Here is a 15,221-nt window from a genome sequence, read left to right on the forward strand (position 1 = left end):
ATAAATACTAGGGGCATTCTCCTTCACCCAACAGGCCGATTTTTGCGGAATAGATTATGGAGTTGCTGAATTCGTCCTCTCAATTAATTGTCCTGCTTTTCATCCTGTCATTGCTCCCCTTGCTGATGGTGATGGGGACATCATTTCTTAAGCTATCAATTGTTTTTTCATTGCTGCGTAATGCCTTGGGTGTCCAGCAGGTGCCGCCCAATATTGCTATTTATGGTCTGGCGCTGGTGTTAACCATTTTTATTATGGCCCCGGTCGGATTGGATGTGCATGCTCGCCTCCAGGATGAGCCGCTGCCCAATGATATGGGGGCTTTGCTGCATCATATTGATGAGCGTGCGCTGGGGCCTTACCGCGATTTTTTACAACGGAATACTGATGCGGAGCAGATCAATTTCTTCAATGATATTGTCCAAACTAAGTGGCCGGAACGCTATCGCGACACCATCAAATCCAATTCATTACTGATATTAATGCCCGCTTTTACTCTCAGCCAACTGACCGAGGCGTTCAAGATTGGCTTGCTGCTTTACCTGCCCTTTGTGGCGATTGATTTAATTGTCTCCAACATTTTGCTGGCCATGGGGATGATGATGGTTTCGCCCATTACCATCTCACTCCCATTCAAGTTATTGATTTTTATACTTATAGATGGTTGGGGGCTACTGCTAGGGCAGTTAGTAGGGTCTTACTTGTGAATTTCCATCAAAGGAAGCAGCAATGAGCACGGCCATTGTGGTTCATCTGGCGACTCAATTGTTATGGATAGTTTTATTACTCTCGATGCCGGTGGTGGTGGTGGCGTCGGTGGTTGGATTAGTGGTTAGCTTGTTACAGGCGTTAACCCAAATACAGGACCAAACATTACAATTTTTGATTAAATTACTGGCTGTATCAGCCACGTTATTGATTACCTATCATTGGATGGGATCGACATTGCTGAATTATACCCAGCAGACCTTTTTGCAGATAACCAGTATGCGGTCTTGATATGCATGATGCTCTACATTGGATAGGGGCTTTGGGGCTGGCGATGATGCGCCCTTACGGTATGTTGCTGATATTACCTCTGTTTACCGCCCGCAGTTTGGGCAGTAGTTTATTGCGTAATAGTGTGGTTTTTGCCATCGCCCTGCCAGTCACTCCGCTGTTTTTCACCACCACATTACTGCATCAGGGTAACCTCACTGGGTGGTTCTGGTTGTTATGCATCGAGCTAATGATTGGGGTGATGATTGGTTTTGTCGCCGCATTGCCTTTTTGGGCGATTGATATGGCGGGCTTCCTGATTGACACCTTACGCGGTGCCACCATGTCGACATTATTTAACCCCAGCATGGGGATGGAGTCCTCCATTTTTGGGGTGTTATTTACACAAATATTGACCGTCCTATTTCTGATTTCAGGCGGGTTTAATCTGGTGCTGTTAGCACTTTATGGCTCCTATGAAATCTTGCCTGCGGGCAGTGGGATTCAGCCCTCATCGGCCATGCTGCAATTTTTGCAAAGTGAATGGCGGCTGATGTATGAACTCTGTCTAAGCTTTGCCTTACCGGCGATGTTGGTAATGGTTTTAGCGGATTTATCTTTAGGATTAATCAATCGCTCATCTCAACAGCTGAATGTATTCTTCCTGGCCATGCCGATCAAAAGTGCCTTAGCCCTGCTGTTGTTACTGATCAGTCTGCCTTATGCATTGCATCACTATTTGGTCGGCATTAATCAAACCGAACAAAAAATAAGCACACTTATCCCGCTGATAAAAGGGGATAATAATGAGCGGTGAAAGCAGTGAAAAGAATGAAAAGCCCACAGCTAAACGGCTGAGAGAAGCTCGGGAAAAAGGGCAGGTAATTAAAAGTGTCGAGATAACCTCGGGGATACAGTTGGTGGTGCTGGTGGCTTATTTTTTGCTGGTGGGCGACAGCTTGCTCGAGCAAGTCGGCGCTCTTATTCGCAGTTCAATCAAACAATTACAGCAACCCTTCACTTTCGCACTGGCGCGTATTGGGGCAGAGTGCATGGCGGTGGTTATCCACATTATGGGGATATTGGGCGGGGCACTGATTTTAATGACGATAATGGCCGGTATGGCGCAGGTCGGGCCGTTATTAGCGACTAAGGCGGTGGCGTTCAAAGGCGAACACATCAATCCCATCAATAATGCTAAACAGCTTTTTTCATTGCGTAGCCTGTTTGAGTTGACCAAATCATTACTGAAAGTGGGGGTGTTAACCCTAATTTTCGGCTATTTATTAGCGCGATATGCCAGCTCTTTTGGTTATCTGGCCTATTGTGGCAGTCACTGCGCTATTCCAGTATTTGGCACATTAATGAGTTGGCTATTAGGTGCATTGATTGCCTGTTATGGCGTTTTTTCTCTGCTGGATTATAGTTTTCAACGCTATAACACCCTGAAACAACTGAAAATGTCTCATGAAGAGGTCAAGCGAGAATACAAAGACAGCGATGGGGATCCGCATATTAAGCAAAAACGGCGGCAGTTGCAGCAAGAGGTGCAAAGCGGCAGTTTTGCTAAAAATGTTCAGCGCTCCACGGCGGTGGTGCGTAATCCCACCCATTTTGCGGTGTGTCTATTTTATCACCCTGATGATGCCCCGCTTCCAGTCGTGATTGAAAAAGGTAAAGACGAACGAGCGGCATTGATTATCAAATTAGCGCAACAGCAAGGAATTCCTATTGTGGAAAATATTGCGCTGGCACGGGCATTGCACCGCGATGTGGTGTGTGGCGATACCATTCCCGAGCCCTTATTTGAGCCGGTGGCGGCTATCTTGCGCCTGGCTTTGTCCCTGGATTATCAATCCTCGGATGAAGATGACCCACTTTGATTCGAAATACTTATCCCTTGCCCAATACTCCCCTTTGAGCAGGATAACTTCTGGTTAACATCTAATTTTCAATACGTCGTGTCTCCCTTAACCAAATAATTGGCTTATTATAGATAGGTCTATTTCCTCGTCACGGCATATGACCCTCATTTTGTCGGCGACAACACGTATTTTGGAGGTGTCAGTGTGAGCTGGCAGATGTTTAAATCTCAATATTTGGTGCGCTTCTGGGCCCCACTGCCGGCAGTAATCGCCGCAGGTATTTTATCGACTTATTACTTTGGTTTGACGGGCACTTTTTGGGCGGTGACGGGCGAATTCACGCGCTGGGGCGGCCATCTGATGCAACTGTTTGGCGCGCATCCGCAAGAGTGGGGTTATTTTAAAGTTATCGGATTGGAAGGGACGCCATTAGATCGCATCGACGGCATGATGATCATCGGCATGTTTGCCGGATGTATCGCCGCTGCACTGTGGGCTAACAATGTGAAATTGCGAAAGCCCCAGCATAATATTCGCATTGCTCAAGCGCTGGTGGGCGGCATTATCGCCGGTTTTGGTGCGCGCTTAGCAATGGGCTGTAATCTGGCGGCTTTCTTTACCGGCATTCCACAGTTTTCACTGCACGCCTGGTTCTTCGCGCTCGCGACGGCAGCAGGATCCTATTTTGGTGCCAAATTCACTTTGTTGCCGCTGTTTCGTATCCCGGTGAAATTGCAAAAAGTGACATCAGCCTCGCCGCTGACTCAGCATCCCGCCAGGGCTGCACGACGTTTTCGTCTCGGCATGGTGGTGTTTGTTCTGGCGTTGGGCTGGTCGTTGATTGAGTTATTCCGCCACCCGAAACTGGGCATCGCCATGCTATGTGGCATTGGTTTTGGCTTGCTGATTGAACGGGCGCAGATTTGCTTTACCTCGGCATTCCGTGATCTGTGGATCACCGGGCGCACTCACATGGCGAAGGCGATTATTCTGGGGATGGCGGTCAGTGCTATTGGGATATTCAGTTATGTCCAACTGGGGGTTGCGCCCAAGATTTTGTGGGCAGGGCCAAATGCGGTGATCGGGGGGTTACTGTTTGGTTTTGGTATCGTGCTCGCCGGTGGTTGTGAAACGGGCTGGATGTATCGCGCGGTAGAAGGGCAAATTCACTATTGGTGGGTGGGGCTGGGGAATATTATTGGCGCGACTATTTTGGCGTATTATTGGGACGATTTTGCCCCAGCATTGGCAACCAATTATGACAAAGTTAACCTGCTGGAAACTTTCGGGCCGATCGGCGGATTGCTGGTGACTTACCTGATGTTAGCCATCGCGTTTGCCGCCATGCTGTGGTGGGAAAAACGCTTCTTCCGCCAACAGAAAGCTGCCGCATCCACTTTGGTTAAGGAGCCATCATGAGCCACTCTTCATCAGCTGATAATTTAGCCATTGATAGTTCAGCAATCCCAACCGCTATCGTGCCGGATTACCGGTTGGATATGGTGGGCGAACCCTGCCCATACCCGGCGGTCGCGACGCTCGAAGCTATGCCGCAACTGAAACCGGGTGAAATTCTGGAAGTGATCAGCGACTGCCCACAATCCATTAATAATATTCCGTTAGATGCCCGAAATTACGGCTATACAGTATTGGATATTCAGCAAGATGGCCCGACCATCCGCTATTTGATCCAGCGCTGAAGTGGGCGTAAGTAAAAACAGTGCGTTAGCTGCTTAATGGTTAGGGCGCAATCCGAAAGTATTTAGTCTCAGCCCGGCGAAATAAGTCATTCAGGGGCCATAAGTTTTATCGTATTGATATTGCTTATGGCCCACTCTCTATTAATTATCCGGTTAATTCGCGGTCGGTATGCTTTTGGTCGGCGCTGCCATTGCCAGAGACACCCCTGAGGCCCGCAGCCGTTTTAATATGCTGAATAACAACTCACTTTTGGTGTTACTGACCATTCGTGGGCTGGGGACTAAACCGGTGACACTGAGCACAATGCCATCTGGGCTTAACTGGCTAAATTTCACTGATGGGGCTGGGGTGTCGAGTATCGATTCGTGTTCTTCATACGCCTCTATCAACAGCGCTTGCGCCAGTTCAATATCTAAATCTAGCGGGAATGTCAGGGCAATGGTCACCACCCCTTGCGCATTAGCCATAGTCGCATTGCGGACATTCTGCGAAATCAATTGAGAGTTGGGCACGATAACCGTCGAGCGGTCACTGAGTTGGATTTCTGTGGCACGGACATTGATGCGCCGAATATCCCCCTCAACCCCACTAATACTGATTAAATCTCCCACTTTGACCGGCCGTTCGGTGAGCAGAATAATGCCGGAAATAAAGTTTTTCACAATCTCCTGCAAGCCAAAGCCGATACCGACTGATAATGCACTGACAATCCAGGCTAATTTATTCCACTGAATACCGAGCACCGATAAGGTCAGCAGTATCACCAGCACATAACCGATATTACTGAACAGGGTGATTGCCGAGGTTTTTATACCGGAATCCATTTGAGTTTTCGGCAGGAATTCAGTACTTAGCCAACGCCGTGCTGCTTTGAGCACATATAACCCAACCAGCAAACAAATAACCGCATTAAGCAAATTGGTTGGCACGATATTGAGTTTTTCCAACCCCTCGCCACCCAAGAGCTCCATAGTCTTTTGCAGCAGTGAAACCGGGGTTGTCGAGCCAAAAGTGCCATTAAACAGCGCGATAATAGCCAGTAATATCAGCGTCACTTTGCTGGTCGCTGATAATAATGTTGCCGCTTGCGCCAAATGGCGATCGTCAATATTGAGCGACTGCTTAATCGCTTTGCCAGCACTGCTGGTGGGGGAAAAGAGACTTTCTGCTAAATCGACACAAAGATGGGTCAGTAAATATAAACAGGCCAGCACCAGGCAAACCCATACCAGTTTGTAACTTAAAAATTTCGCCAGTGCGATATATCCCACCAACAATGACAATAATATGGCGACTGCAGTAATGCCGATGGCCAAGTGAATTAATCCGGCCAGAGTGGAATAAGCTTCCGGCTTTTCACCATTGACTATCAGCTGGCGGCGTATTCGGTTGGCGCGTAATGGGATAATCGCGGCAGTCAGCGCCATCAATAGGGCCGAGATACCATTGCCAAAAATTGTCCCTGATACGCTGATATTGATCATGTTATTCATCTGATCAATAGCACCAAAAATCATGATGCAACTGGCTAATAGCGGAGGAAACAGCTTGAGAGACGCGGCGACTTCATCGGCAATGGCGGGTAGCCGCCATGAGGGGCGCTGATTGGATAAAAACGCGCGGCCAAGACCCGCGACCAACGCGGAGAAAAACATCAGCTGAACAAATGCCAGTGCAAAATTCATCACCAGCGGTGAGACATCCGGCGTGCGGGTGAATACCTGGGTGATACATTGCGCTATCGTGACGGTAATCAGCACCGTGTATAAAGTGGTGGCTGAGGCCATAAAACTGCGGCGTAGTGGGCCTTGGGGCAAGCACTTGGCACAAAACCAGGCCGTCAGTTTGTCGAGGAGCTTAAAGCCAAATGCGCCGATCAACAGGGTCAGCAACAGGTACATTACCGTGCCCGTGCGCCATTCCGGCTCCCAAGCAGCATACCAGGCATCCGCCAGTTCTTGCACAAAACCTTTCAACCGCTGGTCATCGTCGGCATTGGGATTGACGATAGGCGCCCAGAATTTAGCCCCTAAGATGCTGCCGGAATTTAAGGCAATTTGTGATTTCAGCGCAGTTCGCCGTAACGCAACAATCTGTGCAGCCAAGTTCTCTGCGTTGACTTTGATGGCCTGAGCTTGATCATTCTGGCCCTCTAACTGGACTTTTCGGGTGTTTAGCGCACGGCGTTGTTGAGCGACTATCGGAGTTTCAGCCAGTGTTCCTGCGGCTGGCGGTGGGCCTAAAACATCCAACTGTGTTTGCAGTTGTTCCCGCTTGGGCTTCAAATCGGCCAGCAGAATGTCGACATCCTGAACCAGTGTCAATGCTGTTTCATTCAGCGTACTTAACTGATTGTCCGATGTACTGACTGACACACTCTGTTTGAGTTTATCTAACTGTTTTTGCAAGCTAATTAATTGAACTGATACCGCAGGTTTTACCGGTTCCTCACTGCCTTCCGTTGTAGTGTCTGATACTGTCGCCGCAAAAGTTGTAGTTGAAGTCGCGATAAGTGACGCGCAAAAAAGTGTGAATAACAGACAGAGTAGGGGGTTATATCGATGTAAAACAAAGTACCCATTCTTTTTCATAAAACCGGTCAGCCCGAAAGTGAGTGTCACAATGAACCCATTTATTAATGCAGTGGTGCCTGCTTGACAGTTATTGTGACACACCTTGCGAGTTACTGAATAATCTTACTCCGATAATTACTCACCTAAACCAATCATTAAAGATAATAATTATCATTGTAATTAGCACTCTCATTTAATAAATTGTGCGCTGCATTTATGGATTCACGATATGTGGCGGCTAGGCAAGGGGTTCGCCAGGTGAAAATAGCAATGGAAGCTGATAAATAACCATCTATTTTATCTGGGGAAGATAACTATGTTTTCGGCTTTTATAATAAAGCGTTCGGCTATTTTATGTTCATTGGCTATTTTTATTCCATTAGCCGTTATTGCTGACGATACGATAGAAGTGACGGCTAAAGCAGGCCACGAAGCCGACTTACCCACCTTGGGTTACACCGCAAAAACCACTAAGGGGGCAACTAAAACCGATCAGCCGTTAATTCTCACCGCACAAACGGTATCTGTAGTTACCCGCCAACAAATGGATGATCAAAATGTTGCCACGCTGAACCAGGCGCTGAATTATACCCCAGGTGTTTTCACCGGTTTTTCCGGCGGCGCAACCCGCTATGACACTATTGCCTTGCGGGGTTTCCATGGCGGCGATGTGAATAATACCTTCCTCGATGGCCTGCGTTTACTCAGTGATGGCGGCAGTTTTAACGTGTTGCAGATTGACCCGTGGTTCCTTGAGCGTGTTGATGTTATCAAAGGCCCCTCTTCTGCATTATATGGTCAGAGCATTCCCGGCGGTGTGGTGATGATGACTTCTAAGCGCCCGCAGTTTACCTCGGAAGGTCATTTCCGCCTGACGGGCGGCAATAACAATACGCAAGTTGCGGCATTTGATTATACCGATGCAATATCCGAGCATTGGGCGTTTCGCCTGACCGGGATAACCCGCAACAGTGACACCATGTATGACCATCAGCGCGAAGAGCGCTATGCGATCGCGCCGTCATTATTGTGGCAGCCAGATGAAAATACTTCATTGTTACTGCGCGCCAATTTGCAAAAAGACCCTTCCGGTGGCTATCACAGTGCCGTGCCGGCGGATGGCAGCATTTATGGGCGGAAACTAAGCCGTGGTTTCTTTGATGGCGAAAGCAATCACAACGTGTTTAAGCGCTGGCAGCAAATCTATAGCACTGAATTTTCACATAAATTTGATAATGTTTGGTCTTTCCACCAAAACGCCAGCTATACCCATTCTAATTCTCAACTAGAGCAGGTTTATCAAGGGGGATGGAGTAAAGTTGACCCTAGCGTGATGAACCGCTATTACTCCGGTGAAGAGTCTTCACTCAATGCATTTGCGGTAGATAACCAACTGACAGCGGATTTTGCCACTGCGGCAGTGGAACACAAGGTGATGCTGGGGCTGGATTTCCAGAAGTTCCGCAATAATCTGCGCAGTGACAGTGCTTATGCCACCACATTGAACCCTTACACCGGTGTTTCTGGCGGCAGTACCTTGTATCGTGATGACTTATTGACCACTCCCGGCATTAATTCATCCTATTTAAATCGCCGCTATGAGCAGAGTGGGGTTTATCTGCAAGATGAAATGACCTTGGATAACTGGCATTTGAACTTATCTGGCCGTTATGACCGGATGAAAACAGAAAATATTGATAAGACTGCCAACAGTACCGATGAGCGCACGGATAATCACGCCAGCGGACGTGCTTCATTATTGTATGGTTTTGATAGTGGTATTTCGCCGTATGTGAGTTACAGCCAAGCGGTCACACCAAGTTTATTCCCAGATGCACAGCAAAAACTGTTGAAACCGATGACCAGCGAGCAGTATGAAGTGGGGATCAAATATCAGCCGCCGGGCAGCTCTTCACTCTATTCCGCCGCTTTATATGACCTGACCCAAAATGATGTGGCAAACCGCGCAGTACCGGCCGCTTATTATGTGCCAGCCGGTAAGGTGAATTCACAGGGGTTAGAGCTGGAAGCCAGAAGCCGGATTAATGATCGGCTGAGTGTGATTGCGGGCTATACCTATAACCGAGTGAAATTCAAAGATGCAATTGATGGTAATGATGGCAATACACCAGTATTAGCGCCGTCCAATATGGCATCACTGTGGGCGCAGTATGAAGCGGGTTATGGCATCAATGTGGGTGCGGGCATCCGTTACATTGGCAAGCAGTGGGCTGATGATGCCAATACCTTGCGCGTCCCTTCTTATACACTGGGTGACGCCTCGGTTCGTGCGGATTTAGGAACATGGGCAACTTCATTGAAAGGCGCATTTGTTCAATTGAATGTGAATAATATCGCAGACAAAAAATATGTCGCCGCCTGTTACAACACTTCTTATTGCTACTGGGGCGCAGAGCGTTCAGTACAAGCAACAGTGGGCTACGACTTCTAACAAGCTCAATATATTCATCATAAAGCCCGCAATTTCTGCGGGCTAATGATGACATTCTATTTTCTCAGCGCCAAAACGGGCGGCTGTAATCTCGCTTGATATCCTCTCGGCTCAGGCCAATATCTTTTAATTGATCGGAATTCAATCTCGCCATGAGATTGGCAGTTTTGCGCTGTTCATTCCATTGATGTACATATCTGTATGCTTTCAGCCATAACCGAATAAAAATATTAGGGCGGTTTTGGATGGCTCGTGCAGTTGACGAGCAGCATCCATCTGTTTGATCTTCAATTATATTATTCATTATCGACTCCCCGTCAGTAGGTGAGTCACTAGCATGAAACTTTGGCGCAAAACATTACAGATGCAAATAAGGACTATTATTTCCATACAGATATGCGATATATGAACTGAATGGTGTTATTTCGCGCCATCTGTACTGGCTGCTACTTATTTATCAGGTGAAACCAATGACTCGTTACCAACAACTGGCCGATATTTTGAGCCAACGGATTAAAGAAGGGCTCTATGTCGCCGGTGAGCGACTCCCCTCGGTCAGAATCTTGAGTGACGAGCATGGGGTGAGTATTAGCACCGTACAGCAGGCGTATCGGCAACTGGAAGAGTGTTTGCTGATTGAGGCGAGAGCGAAGTCGGGTTATTTCGTGCGTTGCAGTTCAAATCTCCCTTCATTACCCGCGGTATGCACTCATGCACAGCGGCCACTAGAAATATCGCAGTGGGGAAATCTGTTGGCGTTTCTCACCACTGGCGATCCAGAGAGCATTATCCATCTGGGGGCTGGCTCGCCAGATCTTTCTGGCCCTGGGCTTAAAATCCTCAGCCGCTTATTGAGCCGTGTTAGCCTCCATCAGAGTGAAGAAGTGCTGGATTACGATAATATTTATGGCACTCAGATTCTACGTGAGCAAATTGCACGTGTGATGCTGGACAGCGGCAATCATCAATCGGCTGAAAATATCATTATTACCTCGGGGTGCCACGGTGCGCTGGCCATTGCGTTAGGCGCGGTTTGCCAGCCCGGTGACATTGTGGCGGTAGATTCCCCTAGCTTTCATGGTGCCATGCAAACCTTGAAAGGGATGGGCATGAAAGTGATTGAAATCCCAACGGATCCGGTAGTCGGGATCAGTCTGGAGGCCCTGGAAATGGCTTTGGATCAATGGCCGATTAAGGCTATTCAGCTCACCCCGACTTGCAATAATCCACTGGGCTACAATATGCCCGATGAGCGCAAAAAAGCATTACTGATACTGGCCCAGCGCTATGACGTCGCGATTATTGAAGATGATGTGTATGGCGCACTGGCTTATCAATATCCACGGCCACCGACTATTGCTTCATTCGATGATGACGGGCGAGTATTGCTGTGCAGTTCCTTCTCAAAAACAGTGGCGCCGGGTTTGCGTATTGGCTGGATTGCTCCGGGCCGCTATTTAGATAAAGCGCTGCACATGAAATATATTTCCGCCGGGCGGGTTGCCACATTACCGCAGTTGGCAATGGCTGAATTTATCAAACAAGGCCATTACATGCAGCATTTGCGCCGGATGCGCCGCCAATATCAACGTAATCGCGACATTATGACCAGTTGGGTGATGAAATATTTTCCGCCGAATACTTGTTTGAGCCGACCGCAAGGCAGCTTTATGTTGTGGGTTGAATTGCCGCATGGGTTTGATAGCTTGCGGCTTAATCGCTGCTTATTACCGCAAGGTGTGCAGGTTGCCGTCGGATTTATCAGTTCAGCCTCGGGGAAATACCGCAATTGTTTACGGCTGAGTTACAGCAAACCGATGACGGTAGAAATTGAACGCGCAGTGCAAAAAGTCGGCGCGGCGATTTATGAACTACTGGCGGAGGAAGAGCCTAAGGTCGCTGAAAAGCAAAACCAGCCTTAGGCTGGCTATTACTGACGCAAATAAATCTGTGGCAGGGCGCTTTCCGGATGGCGTGAAATCCCCAAATCGGCTTGATACCAGCGGGTCAGCGTTTCGGCATTGAGGACTTCCTCTGGCGTGCCACTGGCAACAAGTTCGCCCTGCGCTAACAATAAAATACGATCGGCATAGAGTGCGGCCAGATTCAAATCATGCAGCACACAGCACACCGCCAAAGGTTCTTGGTGGGTGAGTTGGCGCAATAGGCGCAGGGTATGTTGTTGATGATACAGATCTAATGCGGAGGTGGGTTCGTCGAGGAACAACCAACGCGGGGCCGGTTCCGGTTGCCACAATTGCGCCAGTACACGAGCAAGTTGTACCCGCTGTTGCTCGCCACCGGACAGGGCACGGTAATCCCGCTGCGCCAGTGCCAGACAGTCTGTTTGTGCCATCACTTCTTGCAGCGCCTGGCGATTGTGTGCCGCCCCATAAGGTGCGCGGCCCATTTGAATGACTTCACTGACACTGAATGGAAAGACCAAATCACTGTATTGGCGCATTACCGCTCGGGCGCGGGCCAATGCTTGGGGCTGCCAGCTATTGAGGTTTTTTCCCAGCAATTGGCACTGGCCCTCAGATGGCGCAAGGTAGCCGGTTAATAAGCGCAACAGGGTAGATTTCCCCGCACCGTTTGGCCCGATAATCGCCACCATTTCACCGCTGGCAATATGTAGCGAAACATTATTAATCAGTTTTTGTCCCTGAACATGGTAGGAAAGCTGATTTGCTTCTAATAGCGCCGTATTAACCATCGCCATATCAACCAATGCGTTGCTCCCGCTGACGTAAAATCAGCCACAGAAAATAAGGGCCACCCAGTAGGCTGGTTATCAACCCGACCGGCATTTCAGCCGGTGCGACCAAAGTACGGGCCAGTGTATCGGCGGTGAGTAACAGGCAAGCCCCACCCAGTGCGGCTCCGGGGAGTAACCAGCGGTGATCTGCCCCGATGCGCATGCGGATAAGATGCGGCACCACCAACCCGATAAAGCCAATAACCCCACTGACGGCAACAGCGGCACCGATCAAAATGGCGCTGAGTAACAACAGGCGCAGTTTGGCTTGTCGCACATTGACACCGAGGTAGTGCGCTTCTTCATCCCCTAGCTGCAACAAGTTCAACTGACGCGCCTGCAATAAACCCAGCACACAGGCGGGCAGAATCAATGATGTGGCCACCATCAATGTCGACCACTGCGCCTGACCCAAACTGCCCATGCTCCAAAGGGAAAACTGGCGTAATTGTTGGTCATCACTGATATAAGTCAGCACCCCGACCGCCGCACCACACAGCGCATTGATCGCGATACCGGCCAGTAGCAAACGCGATAAGTTGCCATGCCCCCAGCGGCTGAGAGTGAAAATAATGGCAGAAATGGCCAGACTGCCAATAAACGCGCCGACCATATGACTGTAAAGTGCTAATAGTGGCGGCAGGCTGAAAGGCATAACAATAATTAGCCCGACACACAGGGCCGCGCCGCTGCTGATACCTAATAGACCGGGGTCTGCCAGTGGATTGCGGAATAACCCTTGCATGATAGCGCCAGAAACCGCCAACGCGCAGCCGACCACCACCGCCAACAGTACACGGGGTAGGCGGATATTCAGCCAGATATGCCACATGGCATCATCTAGCGAGGCGTGCCACAGAGTGCGAAATGAGAGCGTTAATGCCCCCATATTGGCCGAGCCGAGCGCTAAAATAATTAGAATCATCAGCAAGATGCTTAACATCAGGCGCGGATGGATACGGCAATTCATTGCGCTTGTTCCATGCCTTTGCGCAGTTGCGCCAGCACTTGTGGGGTTTCCAGTCCAAAGCCCAGTAATGCCATATCATCGACAACTAACAGGCGCTTATTTTTGCCCGCAGGTGTCAAGGCGATACCGGGCAGTTTCCAGATGTTTTCATTGCCGCCCAGCGCCCTTACGCCGTCACTGGTGACCAGCAATAAATCTGGAGCACTGGCGATAACGCCCTCTTGTGACAGCGGGCGATAGCGGCTGAAACCTTGCATAGCATTGTTACCACCGGCGGCTCGAATCATAGCATCCGCAGCAGTATTTTGGCCTGCTGCCATGGGCGTTAAGCCGCCATGGCTCATGACAAACAGTACCTTGACCGGTAGCGGCGTATTGCTCACGGCGGCCAAACGTTGCTGATAGTCTTTAATCAGTTTTTGCCCTTGTTCCGGCTGATGAAGCGCCGTGGCAACCGCGCTAATTTTTGCCGCGACACTTTCCGGCGTAATTTGGCCGGGGACGGTGACGACGTTAACACCACTCTCCGCGACCTGCTTCAGTGCCAGTGAGGGCTGCGCCAATTCGCTGACCAATAACATGGTCGGCTTCATCGCCAAAATTCCTTCGGCATTAAGCATGCGCATGTAACCGACATCAGGCAGCTTTTGCACTGCCTGAGGCTGTAGACTGGTACTGTCACGGGCCACTATCTCGCCACCCGCACCCAGTGCGTAGGCGATTTCTGTGACATCGCCGCCAATGGTGACGATACGTTCTGCAGCGAAAGATTTTAACGGCAGAAAACAGGCGCTCAGTGACAGAATGAAAGGGAGTGACAGTAGCCTTAGTCTCATGCGGCAATATCCTTATGATTTAGGAGAGAAATCTGCTCACGCCATTGGGTTTGTTCTGGTTGCCCTTCAGTACGCTGGCCGTAAAGCTGTGCAAGTTGGGTGCCATCTGCAGCAAATAGTTCCAAACTGGTGACAAAACCGTCTTTTGTTGGTTTGCGGGTAATCCAGCTTTCAGCAATGGCGTCTTCGATCAGATGCAGTGTGAAGCGCTTGTTGAAAACATTAATCCAATTTTGATGCGGAGTGACTTTCTCAATCATACCGGTGAAAATTTGTACACAACCACGATTACCCACGAAAATCATAATTTCGTTTTGTTCTTGTTGAGCAGTATTCAAAAGTTGTGTTAGTGAGCTGTTATCAACCCGATAAGCCAAGTCATCACCCACGGCGCGGAATGCTTGCTGGCGGGTCAGGTTATTGCGCTTGAGCAGTTGGAAAAACTGATGCACGTCAGTCATCGCGCGCCATTCGGCATCGACAGTCTCATCAGTGGCGGTGGGCTCAGTCACTTCAGGTGTGCTCAATGGCTCTAGCTGCAACTCTGGGTTTTCTGTGGTGATAAACTTCGCCAGTAGCGCTTCCCAAGCAGGAATATCAGTCTGTTCAGTGACATACACTTTATGCAGAGCATCGCCTTGATGGTCAAAGAACTGAATACTGTGGCGCACACCATGACGAGTTTCTTCTGTCAGTGTGAATACACTAGCCCATTGATTGAGGAACAGACGCAAATCTAAATCACGCGGATTGAGGATCAAACCGGCGTGACCATTCAGATGTTGGTTTTCGTAACGGCCCATTTGTTCATGCACGGCATAGGTATTGCGGGTGATAGCTTTGACTTCACCTACCGCCTCCAATGCAGCCAGCAGCGTGCGAGCATCTGCTTTCAGCCGTTTGGCATCATGGCCGACACGGCTGTGGGTCAGTTCCGCTTCTGAAATATTCATCAGAGTGGCGAGATCGCGCGCATATTTGCCAGGATTATCGACTTTAGCCTGTAGATATTGCTCATATATTGAATTGCTCATAATGATTTCCTCATTCGATTGATTTTTTATATGCAGGTAATAGGTAGGAATGAT

Annotated in this window: 14 protein-coding genes; 8 read left to right on the plus strand and 6 right to left on the minus strand. The window is 49.2% G+C overall.

Annotated features, from left to right (window positions below; translation table 11 throughout):
- The first annotated feature begins 56 nt into the window (after positions 1-56).
- The 6 genes from sctR (at position 57) to yedF (ending at position 4,543) form a co-directional block, all read left to right on the plus strand.
- A complete protein-coding gene (gene sctR, locus OP863_RS01640) occupies positions 57-707 on the plus strand; it encodes a type III secretion system export apparatus subunit SctR (RefSeq protein WP_145591750.1) in 651 nt (216 codons plus the stop codon).
- A 22-nt stretch (positions 708-729) separates the two neighbouring features.
- Positions 730-999 carry an EscS/YscS/HrcS family type III secretion system export apparatus protein gene (locus tag OP863_RS01645; RefSeq protein WP_004391785.1) on the plus strand — a complete coding sequence of 90 codons (270 nt, stop codon included), beginning with the start codon at positions 730-732 and terminating at the stop codon, positions 997-999.
- A gap of 1 nt (position 1,000) precedes the next feature.
- A complete protein-coding gene (locus OP863_RS01650) occupies positions 1,001-1,795 on the plus strand; it encodes an EscT/YscT/HrcT family type III secretion system export apparatus protein (protein WP_038637032.1) in 795 nt (264 codons plus the stop codon).
- Positions 1,785-2,861: an EscU/YscU/HrcU family type III secretion system export apparatus switch protein gene (locus OP863_RS01655; RefSeq protein ID WP_265525809.1), complete on the plus strand. Its 1,077-nt coding sequence runs from the start codon at positions 1,785-1,787 to the stop codon at positions 2,859-2,861. The genes OP863_RS01650 and OP863_RS01655 overlap by 11 nt, the downstream gene beginning before the upstream one ends.
- Before the next feature lie 186 nt (positions 2,862-3,047).
- Entirely contained in the window at positions 3,048-4,262 is a 1,215-nt protein-coding gene (yedE, locus tag OP863_RS01660) for a selenium metabolism membrane protein YedE/FdhT (RefSeq protein WP_038637029.1), read from the plus strand.
- Complete coding sequence (yedF, locus tag OP863_RS01665; protein WP_145589666.1) at positions 4,259-4,543, plus strand: sulfurtransferase-like selenium metabolism protein YedF; 285 nt, start codon at positions 4,259-4,261, stop codon at positions 4,541-4,543. Before yedE ends, yedF begins: the two co-directional genes overlap by 4 nt.
- A 153-nt stretch (positions 4,544-4,696) precedes the next feature.
- On the opposite strand, the gene OP863_RS01670 is transcribed toward yedF, so the two are convergent.
- Positions 4,697-7,165 carry a DUF3772 domain-containing protein gene (locus tag OP863_RS01670; protein WP_265525810.1) on the minus strand — a complete coding sequence of 823 codons (2,469 nt, stop codon included), beginning with the start codon at positions 7,163-7,165 and terminating at the stop codon, positions 4,697-4,699.
- Positions 7,166-7,433: 268 nt separating this feature from the next.
- Here OP863_RS01670 and OP863_RS01675 point away from each other — a divergent pair, with 268 nt between their 5' ends.
- Positions 7,434-9,569 (plus strand): TonB-dependent siderophore receptor, encoded by a 2,136-nt coding sequence (locus OP863_RS01675; protein WP_145589664.1) that lies wholly within the window; start codon positions 7,434-7,436, stop codon positions 9,567-9,569.
- A 64-nt stretch (positions 9,570-9,633) separates the two neighbouring features.
- On the opposite strand, the gene OP863_RS01680 is transcribed toward OP863_RS01675, so the two are convergent.
- Positions 9,634-9,873: a DUF1127 domain-containing protein gene (locus tag OP863_RS01680; protein ID WP_038637025.1), complete on the minus strand. Its 240-nt coding sequence runs from the start codon at positions 9,871-9,873 to the stop codon at positions 9,634-9,636.
- 166 nt (positions 9,874-10,039) lie between these two features.
- On the opposite strand from OP863_RS01680, the gene OP863_RS01685 reads away from it, so the two are divergent.
- A complete protein-coding gene (locus tag OP863_RS01685; protein ID WP_265525811.1) occupies positions 10,040-11,491 on the plus strand; it encodes a PLP-dependent aminotransferase family protein in 1,452 nt (483 codons plus the stop codon).
- Positions 11,492-11,499: 8 nt separating this feature from the next.
- On the opposite strand, the gene OP863_RS01690 is transcribed toward OP863_RS01685, so the two are convergent.
- From OP863_RS01690 to OP863_RS01705, 4 genes are read right to left on the minus strand one after another with little or no spacing between them, the layout of a single operon-like run.
- Positions 11,500-12,300 (minus strand): heme ABC transporter ATP-binding protein, encoded by an 801-nt coding sequence (locus tag OP863_RS01690; protein WP_145591752.1) that lies wholly within the window; start codon positions 12,298-12,300, stop codon positions 11,500-11,502.
- Entirely contained in the window at positions 12,293-13,297 is a 1,005-nt protein-coding gene (locus tag OP863_RS01695) for a FecCD family ABC transporter permease (RefSeq protein ID WP_038637022.1), read from the minus strand. Before OP863_RS01695 ends, OP863_RS01690 begins: the two co-directional genes overlap by 8 nt.
- Positions 13,294-14,133, minus strand: a complete 840-nt coding sequence (locus tag OP863_RS01700) for a heme/hemin ABC transporter substrate-binding protein (protein WP_145589660.1) — start codon at positions 14,131-14,133, stop codon at positions 13,294-13,296. The genes OP863_RS01695 and OP863_RS01700 overlap by 4 nt, the downstream gene beginning before the upstream one ends.
- Positions 14,130-15,167, minus strand: a complete 1,038-nt coding sequence (locus tag OP863_RS01705; protein ID WP_145589659.1) for a hemin-degrading factor — start codon at positions 15,165-15,167, stop codon at positions 14,130-14,132. The genes OP863_RS01700 and OP863_RS01705 overlap by 4 nt, the downstream gene beginning before the upstream one ends.
- Positions 15,168-15,221: the final 54 nt, after the last annotated feature.

It is taken from the genome of Yersinia sp. SCPM-O-B-9106 (C-191) (assembly GCF_026183365.1).
Classification (GTDB): domain Bacteria; phylum Pseudomonadota; class Gammaproteobacteria; order Enterobacterales; family Enterobacteriaceae; genus Yersinia; species Yersinia rochesterensis.

Excerpts from the sequence above, each read along its gene's own strand:
- sctR (WP_145591750.1), top strand. The coding sequence starts at position 57 with ATGGAGTTGCTGAATTCGTCCTCTCAATTAATTGTCCTGCTTTTCATC.
- OP863_RS01645 (WP_004391785.1), top strand. The coding sequence starts at position 730 with ATGAGCACGGCCATTGTGGTTCATCTGGCGACTCAATTGTTATGGATA.
- OP863_RS01650 (WP_038637032.1), top strand. The coding sequence starts at position 1,001 with ATGCATGATGCTCTACATTGGATAGGGGCTTTGGGGCTGGCGATGATG.
- OP863_RS01655 (WP_265525809.1), top strand. The coding sequence starts at position 1,785 with ATGAGCGGTGAAAGCAGTGAAAAGAATGAAAAGCCCACAGCTAAACGG.
- yedF (WP_145589666.1), top strand. The coding sequence starts at position 4,259 with ATGAGCCACTCTTCATCAGCTGATAATTTAGCCATTGATAGTTCAGCA.
- OP863_RS01675 (WP_145589664.1), top strand. The coding sequence starts at position 7,434 with ATGTTTTCGGCTTTTATAATAAAGCGTTCGGCTATTTTATGTTCATTG.
- OP863_RS01680 (WP_038637025.1), bottom strand. The coding sequence starts at position 9,873 with ATGAATAATATAATTGAAGATCAAACAGATGGATGCTGCTCGTCAACT.
- OP863_RS01685 (WP_265525811.1), top strand. The coding sequence starts at position 10,040 with ATGACTCGTTACCAACAACTGGCCGATATTTTGAGCCAACGGATTAAA.
- OP863_RS01695 (WP_038637022.1), bottom strand. The coding sequence starts at position 13,297 with ATGAATTGCCGTATCCATCCGCGCCTGATGTTAAGCATCTTGCTGATG.
- OP863_RS01700 (WP_145589660.1), bottom strand. The coding sequence starts at position 14,133 with ATGAGACTAAGGCTACTGTCACTCCCTTTCATTCTGTCACTGAGCGCC.
- OP863_RS01705 (WP_145589659.1), bottom strand. The coding sequence starts at position 15,167 with ATGAGCAATTCAATATATGAGCAATATCTACAGGCTAAAGTCGATAAT.